Source organism: Microbacterium oxydans, from assembly GCF_006540085.1.
GTDB classification, from domain to species: Bacteria; Actinomycetota; Actinomycetes; order Actinomycetales; family Microbacteriaceae; genus Microbacterium; species Microbacterium oxydans.
Genome location: NZ_BJOG01000001.1, coordinates 774,745 through 791,987 on the forward strand (window position 1 = coordinate 774,745; position 17,243 = coordinate 791,987).

At 69.0% G+C, this 17,243-nt stretch carries 19 protein-coding genes; 7 read left to right on the forward strand and 12 right to left on the reverse strand.

Going from position 1 to position 17,243, the window contains the following annotated elements; genetic code table 11:
- Positions 1-62: 62 nt before the first annotated feature.
- A complete protein-coding gene (rlmN, locus tag MOX01_RS03645; protein ID WP_058631673.1) occupies positions 63-1,349 on the forward strand; it encodes a dual-specificity RNA methyltransferase RlmN in 1,287 nt (428 codons plus the stop codon).
- Here the strand turns inward: rlmN and MOX01_RS03650 are convergent.
- Positions 1,298-1,993, reverse strand: a complete 696-nt coding sequence (locus MOX01_RS03650) for an NAD(P)H-dependent oxidoreductase (RefSeq protein WP_141368417.1) — start codon at positions 1,991-1,993, stop codon at positions 1,298-1,300. The genes rlmN and MOX01_RS03650 overlap by 52 nt on opposite strands.
- A gap of 65 nt (positions 1,994-2,058) precedes the next feature.
- On the opposite strand from MOX01_RS03650, the gene MOX01_RS03655 reads away from it, so the two are divergent.
- Positions 2,059-2,622, forward strand: coding sequence for a TetR/AcrR family transcriptional regulator (locus tag MOX01_RS03655; protein ID WP_058631744.1), 564 nt, complete (start codon positions 2,059-2,061; stop codon positions 2,620-2,622).
- A gap of 132 nt (positions 2,623-2,754) precedes the next feature.
- Positions 2,755-4,395 (forward strand): DUF4407 domain-containing protein, encoded by a 1,641-nt coding sequence (locus MOX01_RS03660; RefSeq protein ID WP_058631671.1) that lies wholly within the window; start codon positions 2,755-2,757, stop codon positions 4,393-4,395.
- Positions 4,396-4,431: 36 nt separating this feature from the next.
- On the opposite strand, the gene MOX01_RS19075 is transcribed toward MOX01_RS03660, so the two are convergent.
- Positions 4,432-4,689: a hypothetical protein gene (locus MOX01_RS19075; protein WP_157543483.1), complete on the reverse strand. Its 258-nt coding sequence runs from the start codon at positions 4,687-4,689 to the stop codon at positions 4,432-4,434.
- A 77-nt stretch (positions 4,690-4,766) separates the two neighbouring features.
- Between MOX01_RS19075 and MOX01_RS03670 the strand changes: the two genes are divergently transcribed.
- Both MOX01_RS03670 and MOX01_RS03675 read left to right on the forward strand, forming a co-directional pair.
- Entirely contained in the window at positions 4,767-5,261 is a 495-nt protein-coding gene (locus MOX01_RS03670; protein ID WP_141368419.1) for a hypothetical protein, read from the forward strand.
- A gap of 54 nt (positions 5,262-5,315) precedes the next feature.
- On the forward strand, positions 5,316-6,329 hold the full coding sequence (locus tag MOX01_RS03675; protein WP_046747514.1) for an aldo/keto reductase family protein: 1,014 nt from the start codon (positions 5,316-5,318) through the stop codon (positions 6,327-6,329).
- Positions 6,330-6,432: 103 nt separating this feature from the next.
- On the opposite strand, the gene MOX01_RS03680 is transcribed toward MOX01_RS03675, so the two are convergent.
- From MOX01_RS03680 to MOX01_RS03695, 4 genes are read right to left on the reverse strand one after another with little or no spacing between them, the layout of a single operon-like run.
- Positions 6,433-7,353 carry a carbohydrate ABC transporter permease gene (locus MOX01_RS03680; RefSeq protein ID WP_197077676.1) on the reverse strand — a complete coding sequence of 307 codons (921 nt, stop codon included), beginning with the start codon at positions 7,351-7,353 and terminating at the stop codon, positions 6,433-6,435.
- Positions 7,350-8,312: a carbohydrate ABC transporter permease gene (locus tag MOX01_RS03685; RefSeq protein ID WP_141368421.1), complete on the reverse strand. Its 963-nt coding sequence runs from the start codon at positions 8,310-8,312 to the stop codon at positions 7,350-7,352. The genes MOX01_RS03680 and MOX01_RS03685 overlap by 4 nt, the downstream gene beginning before the upstream one ends.
- 3 nt (positions 8,313-8,315) lie before the next feature.
- On the reverse strand, positions 8,316-9,626 hold the full coding sequence (locus MOX01_RS03690; protein ID WP_058631668.1) for an ABC transporter substrate-binding protein: 1,311 nt from the start codon (positions 9,624-9,626) through the stop codon (positions 8,316-8,318).
- 60 nt (positions 9,627-9,686) lie between these two features.
- Positions 9,687-10,922 carry an aminotransferase class V-fold PLP-dependent enzyme gene (locus MOX01_RS03695; RefSeq protein WP_141368423.1) on the reverse strand — a complete coding sequence of 412 codons (1,236 nt, stop codon included), beginning with the start codon at positions 10,920-10,922 and terminating at the stop codon, positions 9,687-9,689.
- A gap of 165 nt (positions 10,923-11,087) precedes the next feature.
- Between MOX01_RS03695 and MOX01_RS03700 the strand changes: the two genes are divergently transcribed.
- Positions 11,088-11,765: a FadR/GntR family transcriptional regulator gene (locus MOX01_RS03700; protein ID WP_046747518.1), complete on the forward strand. Its 678-nt coding sequence runs from the start codon at positions 11,088-11,090 to the stop codon at positions 11,763-11,765.
- Between the two features lie 118 nt (positions 11,766-11,883).
- Here MOX01_RS03700 and MOX01_RS03705 read toward each other — a convergent pair whose 3' ends face one another.
- The 5 genes from MOX01_RS03705 to MOX01_RS03725 are packed head-to-tail and all read right to left on the reverse strand — an operon-like array spanning position 11,884 to position 15,720.
- Positions 11,884-12,399 carry a glycine cleavage system transcriptional repressor gene (locus MOX01_RS03705; RefSeq protein ID WP_061017509.1) on the reverse strand — a complete coding sequence of 172 codons (516 nt, stop codon included), beginning with the start codon at positions 12,397-12,399 and terminating at the stop codon, positions 11,884-11,886.
- Positions 12,400-12,422: 23 nt separating this feature from the next.
- Positions 12,423-13,481: a PLP-dependent cysteine synthase family protein gene (locus MOX01_RS03710; protein ID WP_058633088.1), complete on the reverse strand. Its 1,059-nt coding sequence runs from the start codon at positions 13,479-13,481 to the stop codon at positions 12,423-12,425.
- A 21-nt stretch (positions 13,482-13,502) separates the two neighbouring features.
- Complete coding sequence (locus tag MOX01_RS03715; protein WP_061017507.1) at positions 13,503-14,315, reverse strand: GntR family transcriptional regulator; 813 nt, start codon at positions 14,313-14,315, stop codon at positions 13,503-13,505.
- Complete coding sequence (gene rbsD / locus MOX01_RS03720) at positions 14,315-14,719, reverse strand: D-ribose pyranase (RefSeq protein WP_113681631.1); 405 nt, start codon at positions 14,717-14,719, stop codon at positions 14,315-14,317. Before rbsD ends, MOX01_RS03715 begins: the two co-directional genes overlap by 1 nt.
- A gap of 38 nt (positions 14,720-14,757) precedes the next feature.
- Entirely contained in the window at positions 14,758-15,720 is a 963-nt protein-coding gene (locus MOX01_RS03725) for a ribokinase (RefSeq protein WP_141368425.1), read from the reverse strand.
- 118 nt (positions 15,721-15,838) lie between these two features.
- On the opposite strand from MOX01_RS03725, the gene MOX01_RS03730 reads away from it, so the two are divergent.
- Positions 15,839-16,501: a transaldolase family protein gene (locus tag MOX01_RS03730; RefSeq protein WP_058633092.1), complete on the forward strand. Its 663-nt coding sequence runs from the start codon at positions 15,839-15,841 to the stop codon at positions 16,499-16,501.
- An 18-nt stretch (positions 16,502-16,519) separates the two neighbouring features.
- Here MOX01_RS03730 and MOX01_RS03735 read toward each other — a convergent pair whose 3' ends face one another.
- Positions 16,520-17,197, reverse strand: coding sequence for a FadR/GntR family transcriptional regulator (locus tag MOX01_RS03735; protein WP_141368427.1), 678 nt, complete (start codon positions 17,195-17,197; stop codon positions 16,520-16,522).
- Positions 17,198-17,243: the final 46 nt, after the last annotated feature.

The window sequence follows — 17,243 nt, forward strand, 5'->3', positions numbered from 1 at the left end:
TCTAGGGAGGCAGCCGCTCGCGCCCGGGGTCTTCCCATCCGCCACCGCGTACCCTGGAAGGTATGACCGAGACTCCCCGCACGCGCGAGACGCGCCCCGCAGCACCCGCGTCGTCGCGTTCGGGGGCCGTCCGCGAGACCAAGAAGCCGCAGGTGCGCCCTGCGACCGAGGGCTGGACGCAGCAGAAGGATGCCGAAGGGCGCCCGCTCCTGCAGTTCGCGAGCCCCAAGCGCGGGAAGCCCCCCGTGCACCTCGCCGACCTCACCCCGGCCGAGCGCATCGACAAGGTGAAGGAGCTCGGCCTGCCCGGCTTCCGTGCGAAGCAGCTCGCGACGCATTACTTCCGGCACTACACGTCGGACCCCGAGCAGATGACCGACCTCCCCGCGGACACCAGGGAGCAGCTCGTCGCCGGGATGCTGCCGCCGCTGCTCACCGAGGTGCGACGCCTCGAGACCGACCGCGGTGACACGATCAAGTTCCTGTGGCGCCTGCACGACGGGGCCCTGGTCGAATCGGTGCTCATGCGCTACCCCGGCCGCATCACGCTGTGCGTGTCGAGCCAGGCAGGCTGCGGCATGAACTGCCCCTTCTGCGCGACCGGACAGGCGGGACTGACCCGCAACATGTCGACCGCCGAGATCATCGAGCAGATCGTGCGGGCCAACCGGCTGATCGCCGAGGGTGGCCTGGGCGGCAAGAAGGCCGACGACCACAGCATGGAGCGTGTCTCGAACATCGTCTTCATGGGCATGGGTGAGCCGCTCGCCAACTACAAGCGCGTGATGGACGCCGTGCGCACGATGGTCGCCCCGCAGCCCGACGGCCTCGGCATGAGCGCTCGCGGCATCACGGTCTCGACCGTCGGCCTGGTACCGGCGATCAAGAAGCTCGCCGATGAGGGCATCCCGGTCACTTTCGCCCTCTCGCTGCACGCCCCGGACGACCATCTGCGCGACGAGCTCATCCCGGTGAACTCGCGGTGGAAGGTCGACGAGGCCCTCGACGCGGCCTACGACTACTACGCCAAGACGGGTCGTCGCGTCTCGATCGAGTACGCGCTGATCAAGGACATGAACGACCACGCCTGGCGCGCCGACCTGCTGGCGGACAAGCTCAACCAGCGCGGACGCGGGTGGGTGCACGTGAACCCGATCCCGCTCAACCCGACCCCCGGCTCCATCTGGACGTCGTCGGACAAGGACGTGACGGACGAGTTCGTGCGCAGGCTCAACGACGCCGGCATCCCGACGACCCTCCGCGACACCCGCGGCAAGGAGATCGACGGGGCGTGCGGTCAGCTCGTCGCCACGACCGAGGACGAGGCGGCTTCCGCCGCACTGGCCTGAGGCGTCGAGTCGGCCTGAGGCGCCGAGTCGGCCTGAGGCGCCGAGTCGGCCTGAGGCGTCGAGTCGGCCTGAGGGATGCCGTCGCGGCGTCCGTCAGCGGCGCCGAGTCGTTCGGCGCGGTCGAGCCACCGGGTGATGGTCGCGGGCGTCGCATCCTTGACGCCGAGCATGCGATGGGTGCGCACCGAGCGGATCCCGCAGAAGCGCATCGTTCCGCGGGCGACGTGGGTCTGCGCGGGCAGTCCCGTGAACGGTGCGAAGAACCAGGGCGTGTCCGCGAGCAGCAGCAGCCGGCCGTGCCGCGCCGGCAGCAGCCCGTCGGGGAGCCCAAGCTTGTTGTAGCGGTACTCCTGCTGCGGTAGCAGGGCCCTGTCGAAGAAGCCCTTGAGCAACGCCGGGACGGAGCCCCACCACAGCGGCGTCGCGATGACCACGGTGTCGGCCTCCTGCAACGCACGCTTCGCGTCGACGAGGTCGGGCTCCAGCGTCATGCGCTCGCGGTAGCCGAAGCGCAGGCTCGGGTCGAAGTCGAGGTCGCGCAGGGCGAGTGCGCGTGCGTCACCGTGCCCCGCCGCATAGCGCTGCGCGAGCGACGCGGTCAGGGAGCGGGCGTCGGGGTGGCCGTCGATCACGAGAGCGGGCATGGCTGATTCCTATCTGGACAGTGTCAAGCTGGTGGACACTGTCAAGATAGGAGAGGATGTTGCTCATGTCAAGTTCGAAGGACGGCTATCACCACGGCGATCTCGCCCGTGCGCTCGAGGACGCGGCGATGCAGCTGCTGGAACGCATGCCCGCAGCCGAGATCAGCCTGCGCGAGGTCGCACGCGCCGCGAACGTGAGCCACAACGCCCCGTACCACCACTTCTCCGACCGGCTCGGACTGCTCAAGGCGATCGCCGAACGCAGCATGGCCGACCTCCTCGAACAGGTGCGTACGGCGACCGAGTCCGCGTCGACGCCCGAGGCCGCGCTCACCGCCGGCGGCGGCGCATACATCCGCTTCGCCGTCGAGCATCCGCATGCGTTCGACGCGGTGTACGACCCCACGGTCTGCATCCCCGGCTCGCCCACGGCCACGATGGCCCCGCTGATCGACGGACTCGAAGCCGTGCTCGCCCAGGCAGCCGTCGGCGCCGGCCTCGATCGTCCGACCGATGCGGTGGCGCTGTGGGGGCTGATCCACGGGCTGGGCACCCTCGCCGCCGCCGGCCACTTCACCCTCGACGCGGCGCTCGCGACCTACGCTGCCGCGCTCGACCGGCTGCTCTGACGCCGCTCCGGTCGCGATATGACACCCGAATGGCCGCAGATGGCTGGAATATCGCGACGGGAGCAGCCAACCTGAGAGGCCGCAAAGGACTCTTCCACGTTTTCCACAGGCGATCTTTCGTAGATTGTTCGAATGCCCTATTCCGCCCATCGACCGGGTCGTTACGACTCGCAGGGTCGGATCATCCTCGACAGCGAACCCGACGCCGTCACGGATGACCTCGACTTCCTGCGCGAGTTCGAGCCCACCGGACCCGAAGACGCCGCCCGAGACGCGTCCTCGTCCGAGGCGACCCCGATCGCCGACGCCGTCACCGCAGAAGAGACCGCAGAGCCGGCCCCGGACGCATCCGCCCCGGTGAAGCCCGCACGTGCGCCCCGTGTCCGCCGGCCCCGCAAGAAGCGAGAACCCCGCGCTCCCGGCTCGCGCGCTCGCACCCTCGCGATCCTCGGCGGTGCGGAGGGCGAGATCCTCGACCGTGTCCCCGGTGAGACGCCCCGCTTCGTGCAGATGTTCTTCGTGCTCGCAGGCACCGCTCTGGTGTCCGCGATCTCGATGCTGTTCGCCCTGACCACCGGCGTGCAGGCGGCGGTCTGGCTGGCCGTGCCGCTGGCGCTGGTCTGGGCGCTCATCATCTTCAACCTCGACCGCTTCCTCACCTCGACCATGAGCTCGACGAGGAATGTCTGGCGCCTCATCGGGCTCGCCATCCCGCGTGTGATCATGGCTGCGATCATCGGCTTCGTCGTGGCAGAGCCGCTCGTGCTGCAGATCTTCCACAACGACATCGCCCGCGAGGTCGCCTCCACCAACATCACCCAGTCGCAGTCCGACCAGGAGGCTCTCGAGTCCGGTCCGGAGAAGATCGCGCTCGACGCGGCCTCCGCCAAGGTCGCCGAGCTCGAGAACCAGGCGGCCACGGGCATCGTCGCAGGAACCGACTCCTCGTCGGCCACCGAGTCGGCGGCTCAGGCCACGGTCGATGACGTCACCGCGAAGATGACCGCCCAGCAGGCCGTGATCGATCAGGCTCGGGTGCTGTATCAGTGCGAGCTGACCGGTGAAGGCGCCGGCACTGTTCCCGGCTGCACCGGCGTCAACGGCCAGGGTGCCAGCTCCGATGCCGCCAAGGCCCAGCTCGCCGAAGCACAGCAGACCTACGACGCGCTCGCCGCACAGCTGCGCACCGCGAACGAGGAGCTCGCCGCTGCCGGCACCGCGGCCAAGGAGAACACCACCTCGTCCGAGGCGCAGAACCGTGAGCAGGCGAAGTCGCAGCTGCCGACGGCTCGTGACTCCTACGACCAGGCGCTCGCCGCGTACAACGCGCGCGCCGATGCCGTGGCGCAGGGCAACGCGGGAGCGGTCGGCCTGCTCAGCCAGATCAGCGGACTGAACCGACTCAGCGAGAAGGAGCCCACGATCCTGTGGGCGCACATCCTGATCGCGGCCCTGTTCTTCATGATCGAGCTGCTGCCGGTGCTGGTCAAGGTGCTCACGAGCTATGGCGACCCGAGTCTCTACGAGAAGGCCGCCGCGATCCGCAAGCAGGTCGCCCTCGACAAGGTGACGGCTGAGGGGTTCCGCGACCGTGCGCAGATCGTGACGGATCAATCCCAGGAGATACAGGCGGAGTCCGGTTCCGGCGAGCCGCAGACGCGCGCGGAACGTCGGGAGGCGGCCGAGGCGCAGGAGCGGGAACGGGCGGAGAAGCGCGCGCAGGCGCAGACGCTCGAGGAGCAGGAGCAGCTGGTTCGTCCGACGATCGGCTGAGCTGAGCCACGCGGCAGGGAGCCGGTCGGCTGGTGCTCAGAGGAGCTGAGGAATCCGCTCCGACATCGGTGGTGCCTGCTCTGGTTCGATGTCGCGGATCCGGGTGGTTCGGAGCGCCGGGTCGTCGCGGACGGCGACGGCGATGGAGCGGATCAGCGCCACGGTGGACGGTGTGCGTGCCCAGTGCGCTCCTGTGATCAGCGCCTCGATCGCCGGAAGCGCCGCGTTCGCCGTGTCGGTCTCGCCGGACGACCACATCCGCATCCCGTTCACCGCGCCCGACGATGTGCTCACCGAAGGTATCCGCCGGCTCGGTGGGGCGTGGCGCGAGTATCGGGAGACTCTCGGGATGCGTTCCTAGGATGACCCGCATGACACGGATGCAGCGCCGGACTCTGTGGATCTCGATCGTCGGCGTGCTCGCCGTTCTCGCCTACGCCGCGTTCGCCGCCGTGCAGATCCTCGTGCTCAACCCGCTCGCCGCAGCCCCCGGTCGAACGCTCGACGAGATTCGTTTCGCGATGTCGGAAGCCGGGGAGAGCCTGATGCCGGGTCAGGTTCTTCTCGTCCTCGGCATCGGCGTCGCACTCGCCGTGGTGCTCGCGGTCGTCGCGGTCCGCACGGGCGCGCACCCGCTCGTCCCGGTGATGGGATTCCTGGCCCTGCTGATGCTCGGTGCGATCGGCTACTTCGCGGCCTCGTTCGGTGCCGGCATGGGGCTCGCCGACGCCTTCGGCATCAGCGGCGGCGACTACTCGCCCTGGGCTGTGCCGCTCTATGTCGTGAGTGTGCTCTCGGGGGTCGTGCTCGTCGCTGTGGGGGCCGTGGTCTCCGCGCGCCGAAGCGGTGCCGCAGCGCCCGACTGAGGCCGTCCGCCTCCATCCGGCCCCGCCGGCGCGGGCAGCCAGTAGCGTTGGTCCATGGTCAACTATCGCTATCTCGGCAACAGTGGTCTCAAGGTCTCGGAGATCACCTACGGCAACTGGGTCACGCACGCATCGCAGGTCGAGGACGACGCCGCGGTCAAGACCGTGCACGCCGCCCTGGACGCCGGCATCACCACCTTCGACACCGCGGACACCTACGCGAACACGGCGGCCGAGGTCGTGCTCGGCAAGGCCCTGGAGGGTCAGCGTCGCGAAGGGCTGGAGATCTTCACCAAGGTCTACTTCCCGACCGGGCCCAAGGGTCCGAACGACACCGGCCTGAGCCGCAAGCACATCTTCGAGTCGATCAACGGTTCGCTGACGCGTCTCGGCACCGACTACGTCGACCTCTACCAGGCGCACCGCTTCGACTACGAGACCCCGCTCGAGGAGACGTTCCAGGCCTTCGCCGACGTCGTCCGTCAGGGCAAGGCGCTCTACATCGGCGTCTCGGAGTGGACCGCGGAGCAGCTGCGTGAAGGGCACGCGCTGGCGAAGCAGCTCGGCATCCAGCTCATCTCCAACCAGCCGCAGTACTCGATGCTGTGGCGGGTCATCGAGGGCAAGGTCGTCCCCGCGTCTGAGGAGCTCGGCATCTCGCAGATCGTCTGGTCGCCGATGGCGCAGGGTGTGCTGAGCGGAAAGTACCTGCCGGGTCAGCCGGTTCCGGAGGGCTCTCGGGCGACCGACCCGCACAGCGGCGCCGACTTCATCAAGAGCTTCCTGCAGGACGACATCCTCACCGCAGTGCAGCGCCTCAAGCCGATCGCGGAGCAGGCGGGGCTGTCGATGCCGCAGCTCGCGATCGCGTGGGTGCTGCAGAACCCGAACGTGGCGGCGGCCCTCGTCGGCGCCTCCCGTCCGGAGCAGCTCGCCGAGACCGTCAAGGCCTCCGGTGTGAAGCTCGACGCCGACACGATGACCGCGATCGACGAGGCTCTCGGCGACACGGTCAACCGCGACGCCGAGAACACCTACTCGGTCTCACCGAAGTCCCGGCTCGTCTGACTTCCTGATCCAGACGCCGAGACCCATCGGAAACGCCGAGACCCACTCCCGCTGACGTGTGCGGGGGTGGGTCTCGGCGTTGGGGGTGGGTCTCGGCGCTGGGTTACTCCTTCACCGCGCCGGCGGTCAGGCCCTGGACGATCCAGCGGCTGGCGAGGGCGAACATCACCATCGTCGGGAGGATCGTCAGCACAGCCGCGGCGCTCATGGAGCCCCAGTCGATGTTGAACGTGGAGATGAAGCCGTTCAGCGCCGATGGCACGGTGCGGTTCGCGTCGGTGTTCATCAGCACGACCGACAGGAACAACTCGTTCCAGCAGTTCACGAAGTTGAAGATGAACGCCGCGATGATGCCGGGGGTCATCACCGGCACGAGCACCCGGAACAGGGCGCCAAGGCGCGAGCAGCCGTCGATCATCGCCGCTTCTTCGAGCGCGTCGGGGACGTTCTCGAAGAAGCCCCGCAGCATGACCGTGGAGAACGGGATGCAGATCGCGATGTAGACGAGGATGAGCCCCGGCTTGGTGTCGACGAGGCCGAGGTCGGTCATCATCGAGTACAGCGGTCCGAGGGCGATGAACGCCGGGATCATCTGCGTCAACAGGAACGCGATGAGCACCGCCCCCTTGCCGCGGAACTCGAACCGCGCCAGCACGTAGGCGCTGAGCAGCGCGATGAGCGTCGCCACCGCCCCGGCTGAAACCGCCACGATGGCCGAGTTCGCCAGGAACGTCCCGAACGAGCTCTTCTCGAACAGGCTCGTGAAGTTGTCCAGCGAGGGTTCGCTCGGCCAGTACTCGATCGGGAAGCGGTTGATGGTCCCCGGCGACTTGAACGCGGTGAGCGTGATCCAGTACAGCGGGAACAGGGTGATCAGCAGCCACAGCCCCAGGCCGACGACACGCACCACGCCGCCCGCCGTGACACGGGGCTTCGGGCGCGGTGCGGCCTTCGGGTCGGGGACCGTGATGCGACGGGTCTCCGTGACCGAGGATCCGGTCCGGACGGATGAGGTGATGGTCATCGCTGCACTCTCCGCATCGCCATCAGGTAGAACGCGCAGAAGACCATGAGGAATGCCACGACGATGAGCCCGATGGCGCTCGCGATGCCGTAGTTGCCCTGCTGCGTGTAGTTGATCATCCAGGTCGTGATGATGTGGGTCTGGTTGGCCGGGCCGCCGTTCGTCATCGCGTAGATGATGTCGGGGAAGTTGAAGATCCAGATCACGCGCAGCAGGATCGTCAGCAGCAGCGTCATCGAGATGTACGGGATGATGATGGAGAACAGCTGCCGCACCTTGCCGGCGCCGTCCAGGCTCGCCGCCTCCAGCATCTCGTCCGGCACCGACTGCAGAGCTGCGAGGATCATGATCGCGAAGAAGGTCACGCCGTACCAGATGTTCGCGACGATCACGGCGAACATCGCGAGCTTCGGGTCGGCCAGCCACGGCAGCGGGGCGTCGATCAGGCCCGCTTTCATGAGCAGGTCGTTGACGACGCCGAACTCGGCGTTGAACATCCAGCGGAACAGCATGCCGATCAGGAAGCCGGACACCGCCCACGGGAAGAACACCAGCGCCTGGTAGAGCCCGCGGAAGCGGAAACGCTTGCGCAGCGCGAGCGCGATGAGGAAGCCGATCACGAGCTGCGGCACGAGCGAGCCGACCACCCAGAGCACCGAGTTCCAGGCGACGGTCGGGAAGGCGGGATCCCGGAACACGGCGAGGAAGTTGTCGAAACCCACGAACGGCGTCGACGTCAGGTCCCACAGGTTCCAGTCGTGGAAGGCCATGCGGGCGCCCTGCAGCATCGGCCAGTAGGTGAACCAGCAGACGAAGACGATCGCCGGCGCGAGGAACGCCAGCAGCGTGAGCGCCGTGCGGCCCCGGAAGGGGCGGCGACGCGATGCCGGGGAGGCCCCGCCGGCCGGCTGCTGCGAAGCAGTGGCGACGGAGCCTCCCTCATGAGCGGTGCGGGCCACGGATCAACCCTTCTCCGCGGCGTACTTCTCGGTCCAGAACGCATCCCACGAGGCGAGGAGATCCTTCGTGGACATGTTGCCGAGCAGCACGTTCTGCACGTCCTGGTCGGACTTCTGGATCCACTCGGTCCACCAGCTGACCCCGCGCGGCTGGCGCACATTGACGTAGGTCTCCGGGTCCTCGGTCATGGTGACGTAGCTGGTCCACGGGCCGGACGAGTAGAAGTCGTCATCTGCGGCGGAGGCGATGATGGGCACCAGGCTGTTGGCCTGCGCGAACTCGGTCGCGGGCTCGGCGGACGACAGGAACTCGACCAGCTTGACCGCCGCCTCCTTGTTCTCGCTGTTCTCCGCGACGCCCCAGCCGGCGACGGCGAGAGGCTGCGCGGCCTTGCCGGACGGGCCGACGAGCAGCGGGGCGGTGTCCCACTGGTCCTCGGTCAGCGATGAGTCCTGCACCGTCGCGATGACCTCCGGGTCCTGCAGGAGGAAGGCCGTTGTGCCGTTCGTGAACCCGGCGACCATCTCGGGGTAGCCCCACGACACAGCGGACGGCGGCGACGCCTCCTTGAAGAGGTCGAAGTAGTCGTCGACGGCATCCTGTGCCTCGGGAGCCGCGAAGATCGTCGAGCCGTCCTCCATGAGGAACGCGTCCTCCGTGTCGAGGCCGTCGATAGTGTAGGCCTCGATCGCCGCGACGACGTTGCTGTTCGCGTTCTGGCCGCCGCGGAAGGCGTACCCGTAGATGTTGTTCGACGGGTCCTGGATCGCCGACGCCTGCTCCAGCAGGTCCTTCCAGCTGTGCGGCGGGCCGTCGAAGCCGGCATCCTTCACGAGGTCGGTGCGGTAGAACAGCGACAGCCCGTAGAAGCCGTAGGGGACGAAGTAGCTCTTCCCGTCCTCCGCGACCGAGGCGGACTGCGCGTTCTCGGTCAGCGCGTCCCAGCCGTCCCACTTCTTCAGGTCGGGCCCGAGGTCGTACAGCCAGCCGTTGTTCGCGAACGGCCCGACGGTGATGTCGCGCACCTCGAGCACGTCGACACCCTTGCCGGACTGCAGCATCTGCTGGATCTTCTGGTCGGCCTGCTCGGTGGGCGGGGAGACGAGGGTGACGGTGATCTTCGGGTTGGCCTTCTCGAAGTCGTCGAGCAGCCCGCGCAGCAGCTCCGTACGGGCGGGGTTGGTCAGGCTCTCGACCATCTGCAGCTGGACGGAGCCGTCGTCGGAGGGGCCGGAGCCTGCGGAGCAGCCGGTGAGTGCGAGGACGGCGACGGTGCCGAATCCCGCTGCGGTCGTCAAGATCTTGTTCTTCACGATGTGCCTCTCGATGGGGGTGGGGGTGGGTGTTGCGGTCGGGTGGACGGACGTTCGCGTTCAGGGAAGGACGAGGGAGTCGGCCTGGCGGATGCCGGCGCGACGGAGGATCTGCGGGATGCAGCGTTCGACGAAGGCCTCGTAGTCGGATGCCTCGTTGTAGAGGTGTGCGGACAGCCGGAAGTAGCCGACGCCGCGGAAGCTCGTGAATGCCGTCTCGACACCGACCTCATCGAGCAGGTCCATGCGCAGGGCGTCGGCCTCTTCGCGCGTCGCGCCGAGCCCGAGCGGAAGACGCACGAGCCGCATCGACGGCACAGGGGAGGGGAGGGGAGTGAGGGGGTCCTCGTCACTGTACGGGCGCAGAGCCTCGGCGATCAGTTCGGCGCCGGCGTCGGCGATCTCCGCCATCGCCGTGCGAGCCGCTGCCCACCCGAACTCGCTCTCGATAAAGTCGATGGCGGTCGGAGTGGCCAGGTACGTGGTCGCGTCGATCGTGCCCTGCGTGTCGAAGCGCGAGGGGTACGGCTCGCGCGCGGCCCAGGAGTCGATCAGCGGCCAGAGCTCGTCGCGGTCGGGCGCCGTCGTGACCAGAAGAGCCGAGCCCCGCGGCGCGCACGGCCACTTGTGCATGTTGCCGAACCACCAGTCCCCGCCGGCGACAGCGGCCGCGTCGGGGACCAGGCCGGGGGCGTGAGCGCCGTCGACGAGGGTGCGCACGCCGTGTTCGGCTGCGGCGTCGGCGATACGTCGGGTGGGCAGGAGGCGGGCGGTCGGCGAGGTGATCTGGTCGACGACGATCAGTCGGGTACTCGGCCTGAGCTCGTCGGCGAAGAGCTGCACGATCTCGTCATCGGAGGCGAGCAGCGGCACCGCGACGGCGCGGACCGTCGCGCCGAAGCGCCGGGCGAGGCGTTCGGCGCCCATCGTGATCGCGCCGTACCCCTGATCGGTCACGAGGATCTCGTCGCCGGCGTCGAGTCGCAGGGCATTGAAGACCACGGTCGCGGCGGCGGAGGCGTTGGGCACGAAGGCGCTGTCCTCGGCTCGGGCACCGACGAACGGGGCGGTGCGCTCGCGGGCCTCCTGCACGCGCTCCGCGATGCGCGGGAACCACTCGACGGGGCTGAGGTCCGCGCGGCGGCGCAGAGCGTCCTGCTGCGCGACGACGACGGACGGGACCGCGCCGAAGGACCCGTGGTTCAGGTGGATCACGGACGGGTCGAGGGGCCAGGCGTCGCGCGCTGGCATGCCGGAGGTCAGCGTGAGCGGTGCGGGGAACAGCGGTGCGGGCATCGGTCCTCATCGGTGAGTTCGGGCGAGTTGTTGCACAACTTTGCCACAGGGCTGCCGTTTCCGCTACAAAACTCCGGTGATGAAACATACTTGTCATACGAGTTTGCGGAAACACCGCCTTCCGACAGACTTCACGAAGAGCGGCGGAGTGTCTGGAGGACGACGATGAGCGCACTCGACACGGCGCTGCACGGGCTGCGGGCCTTGATCGCGGACGGCGCGCTGCGGCCGGGCGACCGGCTTCCCAGCGAGGGAGAGCTCTGCGAGACCCTCGGTGTCTCCCGCGGATCCCTGCGCGAGGCGATCCGTACCCTCGCCGCCCTCGGGGTGCTCGAGACGCGACACGGATCGGGCAGCTACGTCAGCGAGCTGCGCGCCGCCGACCTGATCGGCAGCCTCTCGCTCACCGTCGGACTGCTGCCGATGGCGGGCGTGCTCGAACTGACGGAGCTGCGCCGAGTGCTCGAACCCCACGCCGCTGCACTGGCCGCGGCGCGCATCGACGACGAGACGGTGGAGTCGCTGGACCGCGTGCTCGACGAGATCGAGGCGACCACCGACTTCGAGGCGCAGTCACGGCTCGATCACGAATTCCACATGGCGATCTCCGCGGTCGCGGGCAACGAGGCGCTGACCAGCCTCATCGACGTGCTGCGCTCGCGCTCCCGGGCGTATCGCATCTCCGACCCCGAGGATGCCGCGGAGCTCAAGATCCACTCCGATGCCGGGCACCGCGCCATCCTGCGCGGCCTGGCCGCGGCGGATCCGGTGGCTGCGAGTGCCGCGGCCTCCGCGCACGTCGCGTACACGGAGTACTGGGTGCGCAAGTACTCCGGACTCTGACGCCCCCGACACCCAGCGTCGAAACCCATCGTTGTCGCCCAGACCCACGCCCAGCGGCGGCTTTCACCGTGGGTCTCGGCGCGGACCGTGGGTCTCGGCGGGGAGGGGGCGGGAGACCTCAGCCGAGGGTGATGTCGACCTGGATCTCGGCGGCGATGCGCTCGAGGTCGGCGCGCAGGGCGTCGAGGTCGACGTCGGCCGGCACCTTCGCGGTGACCGACGCCTCGAACAGGCGCCCGCCCGCCATCGCGGCATCGCGCGTCTCGGTGGCGAGCTCCTCGATGCTCAGGGCGTGAGCGTTCAGCACGCCGGAGACCTCGCGCACGATGCCGGGTCGGTCGTTGCCGAGCACCTGGATCTCGAGCAGCCGATCGTCGGCGGCGGCTGCGTCCGAGCTGCCGGTGAGCACGGCGAGGGTGAGCAGCCCTTGACCCTGTAGGCCGCGGAGCGCCGACGTCAGCTCGGCCTCCTTGTCGTCGGCGACCGAGACCTCGATCACGCCCGCGAACGTGCCGGCGAGCTCGGCCAGCGAGCTGTTCTCCCAGTTGCCGCCGTGCGCATCCACGACATCGGCGACGGCGGCAACGAGGCCAGGACGGTCTGCGCCCGCGACGGTGAGGATCAGAGTAGTCATGCGGCCAGCGTAGCCCGCTGCCCTCACTCCACCCAGACCCCGGTCTCCAGGAACCGCTCCAGCAGGGCGCGGTGCGGGGCGAGGTCCCAGCCCTGCCGTGCGACCCACTCGTCGGAGTAGTAGGTGCCGGCGTAGCGGACTCCGCTGTCGCAGATCAGGGTCACGACGCTGCCGGTCTCGCCCGCAGCTCGCATCCGGGCGATGAGCTGGAACGCGCCGTAGAGGTTCGTGCCCGTCGACCCGCCGGCCCAGTGCAGGGTGCGTTCACGCAGCAGGCGGATCGCGGCGATCGACCCCGCATCGGGGACCTGGATCATCTCGTCGATCACGGTGGGCACGAACGACGCCTCGACGCGCGGGCGGCCGATGCCCTCGATGCGACTCGGGCGTCCGGCCGGCGGATCCACCGTGCCGGCCCAGCCGTCGTAGAAGGCTGAACCCTCCGGGTCGACGACCGCGACCTTGGTGTCGTGCATCCGGTACTTCACGTAGCGGCCGAATGTGGCGCTGGTGCCTCCCGTGCCCGCACCCGTGACGATCCAGGTGGGGATGGGGTGGCGCTCCTGGGAGAGCTGGCTGAACACGCTCTCGGCGATGTTGTTGTTGCCGCGCCAGTCGGTCGCGCGCTCCGCGAACGTGAACTGGTCGAGGTAGTGGCCGGTGCAGTCCGATGCGAGGCGCTGCGCCTCGGGCGACATGTCCTCCGCGCGGTCGACGAAGTGGCAGGTGCCGCCGTAGAACTCGATGAGGTCGATCTTCTCCTGCACCGTCGAACGCGGCACGACGGTGATGAACTTCAGGCCCAGCATCCGGGCGAAGTACGCCTCGGAGACCGCGGTCGACCCACTCGACGATTCCACGAGCGTGGTGTCTTCGCGGATGCGTCCGTTCACCAGCCCGTAGAGGATGAGTGACCGCGCGAGGCGGTGTTTGAGGGACCCCGTCGGGTGCACCGACTCGTCCTTGAGGTACAGGTCGATGCCCCATTCGGGCGGCAGCGGGAACAGGTGCAGGTGCGTGTCGGCGCTGCGGTTGGCATCGGCTTCCAGCAGGGCGATCGCGGTGCTGGTCCAGTCGCTCATGCCCTCGAGACTACCGGGCGGTCAGCCGACCGTTCCGGCGCGCGATGCCCCGCCCTCGCCGTCCACGTGCAGCAGCGAGGCCTGCGACTGCTCCTGCTGCAGCTGGAACTCGAAGCGCGACCGGTCGCCGCGGTGATACGCGATGAAGTACTCGATGGGCGTGCCGTCGGCGCTGCGGCTGATGCTGCGCAGACGCAGCAGGGCCGAACCAGCGCTGACGCCGAGATGCTGCGCCTGCTCGTGCGTGGCCACGGTCGCCTCCGCCGAGCGCACGCCGTGCGTCGCAACGATGTCGTTGTCGGCGAGCAGCCGGTACAGCGACGCCTCGGTCAGGTCGGCGCCGAGCGTCACCGAGCCCACGGCGTCGGGCATCCAGGTCGTCGAGAGCGACCACGGCTCGCCGTCGACGTGGCGCAGACGCTCCAGCACGACGACGGCAGAGCCGACGGGCACCTCCAGGGCGAGCGCGATCTCTTCATCCGCCGTCGTCCGCTCGTGGCGCAGCACGTCGCTGTGCACGTGGCCACCACGGCGCTCGACGTCGTCGTACAGGCCCACGAGGGTGTGCACCAGGCTCTCGCTGGTGCGGGGCCGGGAGACGAAGGTGCCCTTGCCCTTCACGCGCTCGACGAGCCCCTCGTGTTCGAGCTGGGCGAGCGCTTGACGCACCACGGTGCGGGAGATGCCGTAGCGCTCGCACAGCCGGTGCTCGCCGGGGAGCGGATCGCCGGGCTGCAGGCCGTCGCGGGCGATGCCGTCGATGATCAGCTGGCGCAGCTGGTCGTACATGGGCGCGGCGGAATGCCGATCGATCGCGTCGTCGACGATGGCCATCAGTACGCCACCCCCGCGTGCAGGATCACGTTCGCGTAGGGGGTGAACTCCCCGGAGCGCACGAACGCGCGGGCGCCCTGGCTGAGCTTCTTGAAATCGACGTGCGGGATGAGCTCGATCTCGAAGCCCTCACCGGCGAACCGCTCCCGCAACGCCTCGAGCACTTCGGGACTCTGCTCCGCCACCTCGGCCGAGACGGTGGCGCCCTCGACCACCAGCTCGGCGAGCACGGTGTCGAGCACGTCGAGGAAGGCCGGAGCCCCCGGTCGATACGCCAGGTCGATGCGCTCAGAGCCTGGCGGGATGGGCAGGCCCGCATCGGTGACGACGATCAGGTCGGTGTGCCCGGTCTCGCTGATCACGCGGGAGAGCGCGGGGTTGATCGTGGTGGCGGTCTTTCGCATGGGTCTCCTCGGTTCTCCGGATGCGCGGATCGCGGAGTTCAGCTCGCGACGGATGTGGTGGTGCGCTCGGCCAGGAATGCCTCGACCTCCGCGCGGTGGGGAAGGCTCGGCGATGCGCCCTGCTTGGTGACCGTGAGCGCGCCCGCCGCCGTTGCCAGCCGCACGGCGTCCTCCAGGCTGCTCCCGCTGGCGAGAGCTGCACCGAGATAGCCCGCGTAGGCGTCTCCCGCTGCTGTCGTGTCCACGGCGTCGACGGGGAACGGCGGGATCACGGCGGCGCCCTCCGCCGTCACGACGCATGACCCCTGGCCCGCGAGTGTGATGACCGCGGCGCCCACCCCCTGTGCGAGGAACCAGCGGCCGGCGCGCTCGGCCGAGTCCGCGTCCGTGACCTCGATGCCGCTGATCAGCGTCGCCTCGGTCTCGTTGGGGGTGACGATGTCGATGCTCCGCCAGATCTCGGTGTCGAGCTCGGCGGCAGGGGCGGGATCGAGGATGACCGTCATCCCGTGTTCGCGTCCCCGCGCGGTGATGTGCGCGGTGAGTGCGGAGGGGGTCTCGAGCTGCGTGAGCAGCACCGACGTGGTGGGAGCGAGAGCCGCGAGTGCCTCGTCGATCTGTGCGGCACTCAAGGCCGCATTGGCCAGCGGCACCATCACGATGTCGTTCTGCGCCGAGGAGTCGACGCGGATGTGCGCCACACCGGTCGGGCCGGGAACCGTGCGCAGGTGCGCCAGGTCGACCCCGGCGGCCGTGAGCCCGTCGACGACGAGATCGTGGAAGAGGTCGTCGCCCACGCAGCCGACGAAGCTCGTCCGTGCCCCCGAGCGCCCGGCGGCGACGGCCTGGTTGGCACCCTTGCCTCCCAGCATGAGCGTGAATTCGTCGCCCAGGATGGTCTCGCCCCTGGCGGGGAGGCGTCCGGAGAAGGTGGTGACATCGGCCGTGACGCTTCCGACGATCACGACGCCGGTGCGATCCTGGGGGTGTGCGGGGGTCATCTCGCTCCTGATCTCCTTCGACGGCAGGTGTAGCCGACGCTTTGACAGACCGCGGTGGCTGTCATTACATTAGCCGAATCCGCACCTGTAACGACAGGTTGTCCGCGAGGAGACCCCGATGAACCCGATCGCGCCACGCCTGTACGTCGACAGCGCCGACGTCGACCGCGTCTCCCGCCTGCTCGCCGCCGGGGTGGTGCACGGCGTCACCACGAACCCGACGATCCTCGAGCGAGGCGGTCGCACCGCAGCCGACATCCCCGAGCTCTACGCCCGATGGGAGGCGGAAGGCGCGCGTGAGATCTTCTTCCAGACGTGGGGAGGCGACACGGACTCCTTCCTGCGCAATGCCGAGGGCATCCGCGCGCTGGGCGAACGGGTAGCGGTGAAGGTGCCAGCGACCACTGCGGGCTTCGCCGCGGCATCGAACCTCGTGCGCGACGGCGCGACCGTGCTCGTCACCGCGGTGTACTCGGTCGCGCAGGCGCTCGCGTGCGCCTCGATCGGCGCCCAGTACATCGCGCCCTACCTCGGTCGGATGCGCGACGCCGGCCTCGACGGCGACCACACCATCGCACGGATGCAGGAGGTGTGTGCGGGCAGCGACTCGAACGTGCTCGCCGCCTCGCTGCGTTCGGCCGACGACATCACGGGGCTGCGCCTGGCCGGAGTGCCGTACTTCACCGCAGCGCCCGACGTGCTGGACGAGGTGCTCTTCCACGAGGTGAGCGACAGCTCCGCCACCGAGTTCGACGCCGCGATGGTGCGCCTCGGCGCCTGAGCGACGCCCCGGAGCGGATCAGCTCGCCGCGGCCTGACGCAGCCAGCGCTCGACACCCGCGATGTGCGCGGTGGCGAGCGAGGTCGCGAGGGCGGAGTCGTGCTGGGCGATCGCGTCGGCGATGGCCCGGTGCTCCGACAGGGTGCGCTCGACCGCGCCGGCCTCCGTGAGACCGCGCCAGACCCGCGCACGCACGGTCTGGCTGCTCAGGTGCTCGATCAGGCTCGCGAGATACGCGTTGCCCGACATCGCGACGATCTCACGGTGGAAGCGGATGTCGTGGTCGACGAGCGCCTCGATCGTGACGGCCGCATCGACCGCGTCGACTTCGTCACGCAGCTCGGAGATCTGCTCCTCGGTGCCGAGCGTGGCCGCCAACCCCGTCGCCTGCGACTCCAGCATCCGACGGACCGCGAAGATCTCGAGCATCGAATCGTCGTCGTGCATGTCGACGACGAACGAGATCGCCTCCAGCAGCAGGTGGGGTTCCAGGCTCGTGACATAGGTGCCGTCGCCTCGTCGCACGTCCAGCACCCGGATGACCTCGAGCGCCTTGACCGCCTCGCGCATGGAGTTGCGGGAGAGGCCGAGCCGTTCGGACAGCTCCTTCTCCGGGGGAAGCCGATCGCCCGGGGCGAGTTCGCCCGCCACGATCATCGCCTTGATCTTCTCGATCGCCTCGTCGGTGACTGCCATGGCGTCATCCTAGCGATTGATCGGATGTCTCCGGCAGGATGGGAGC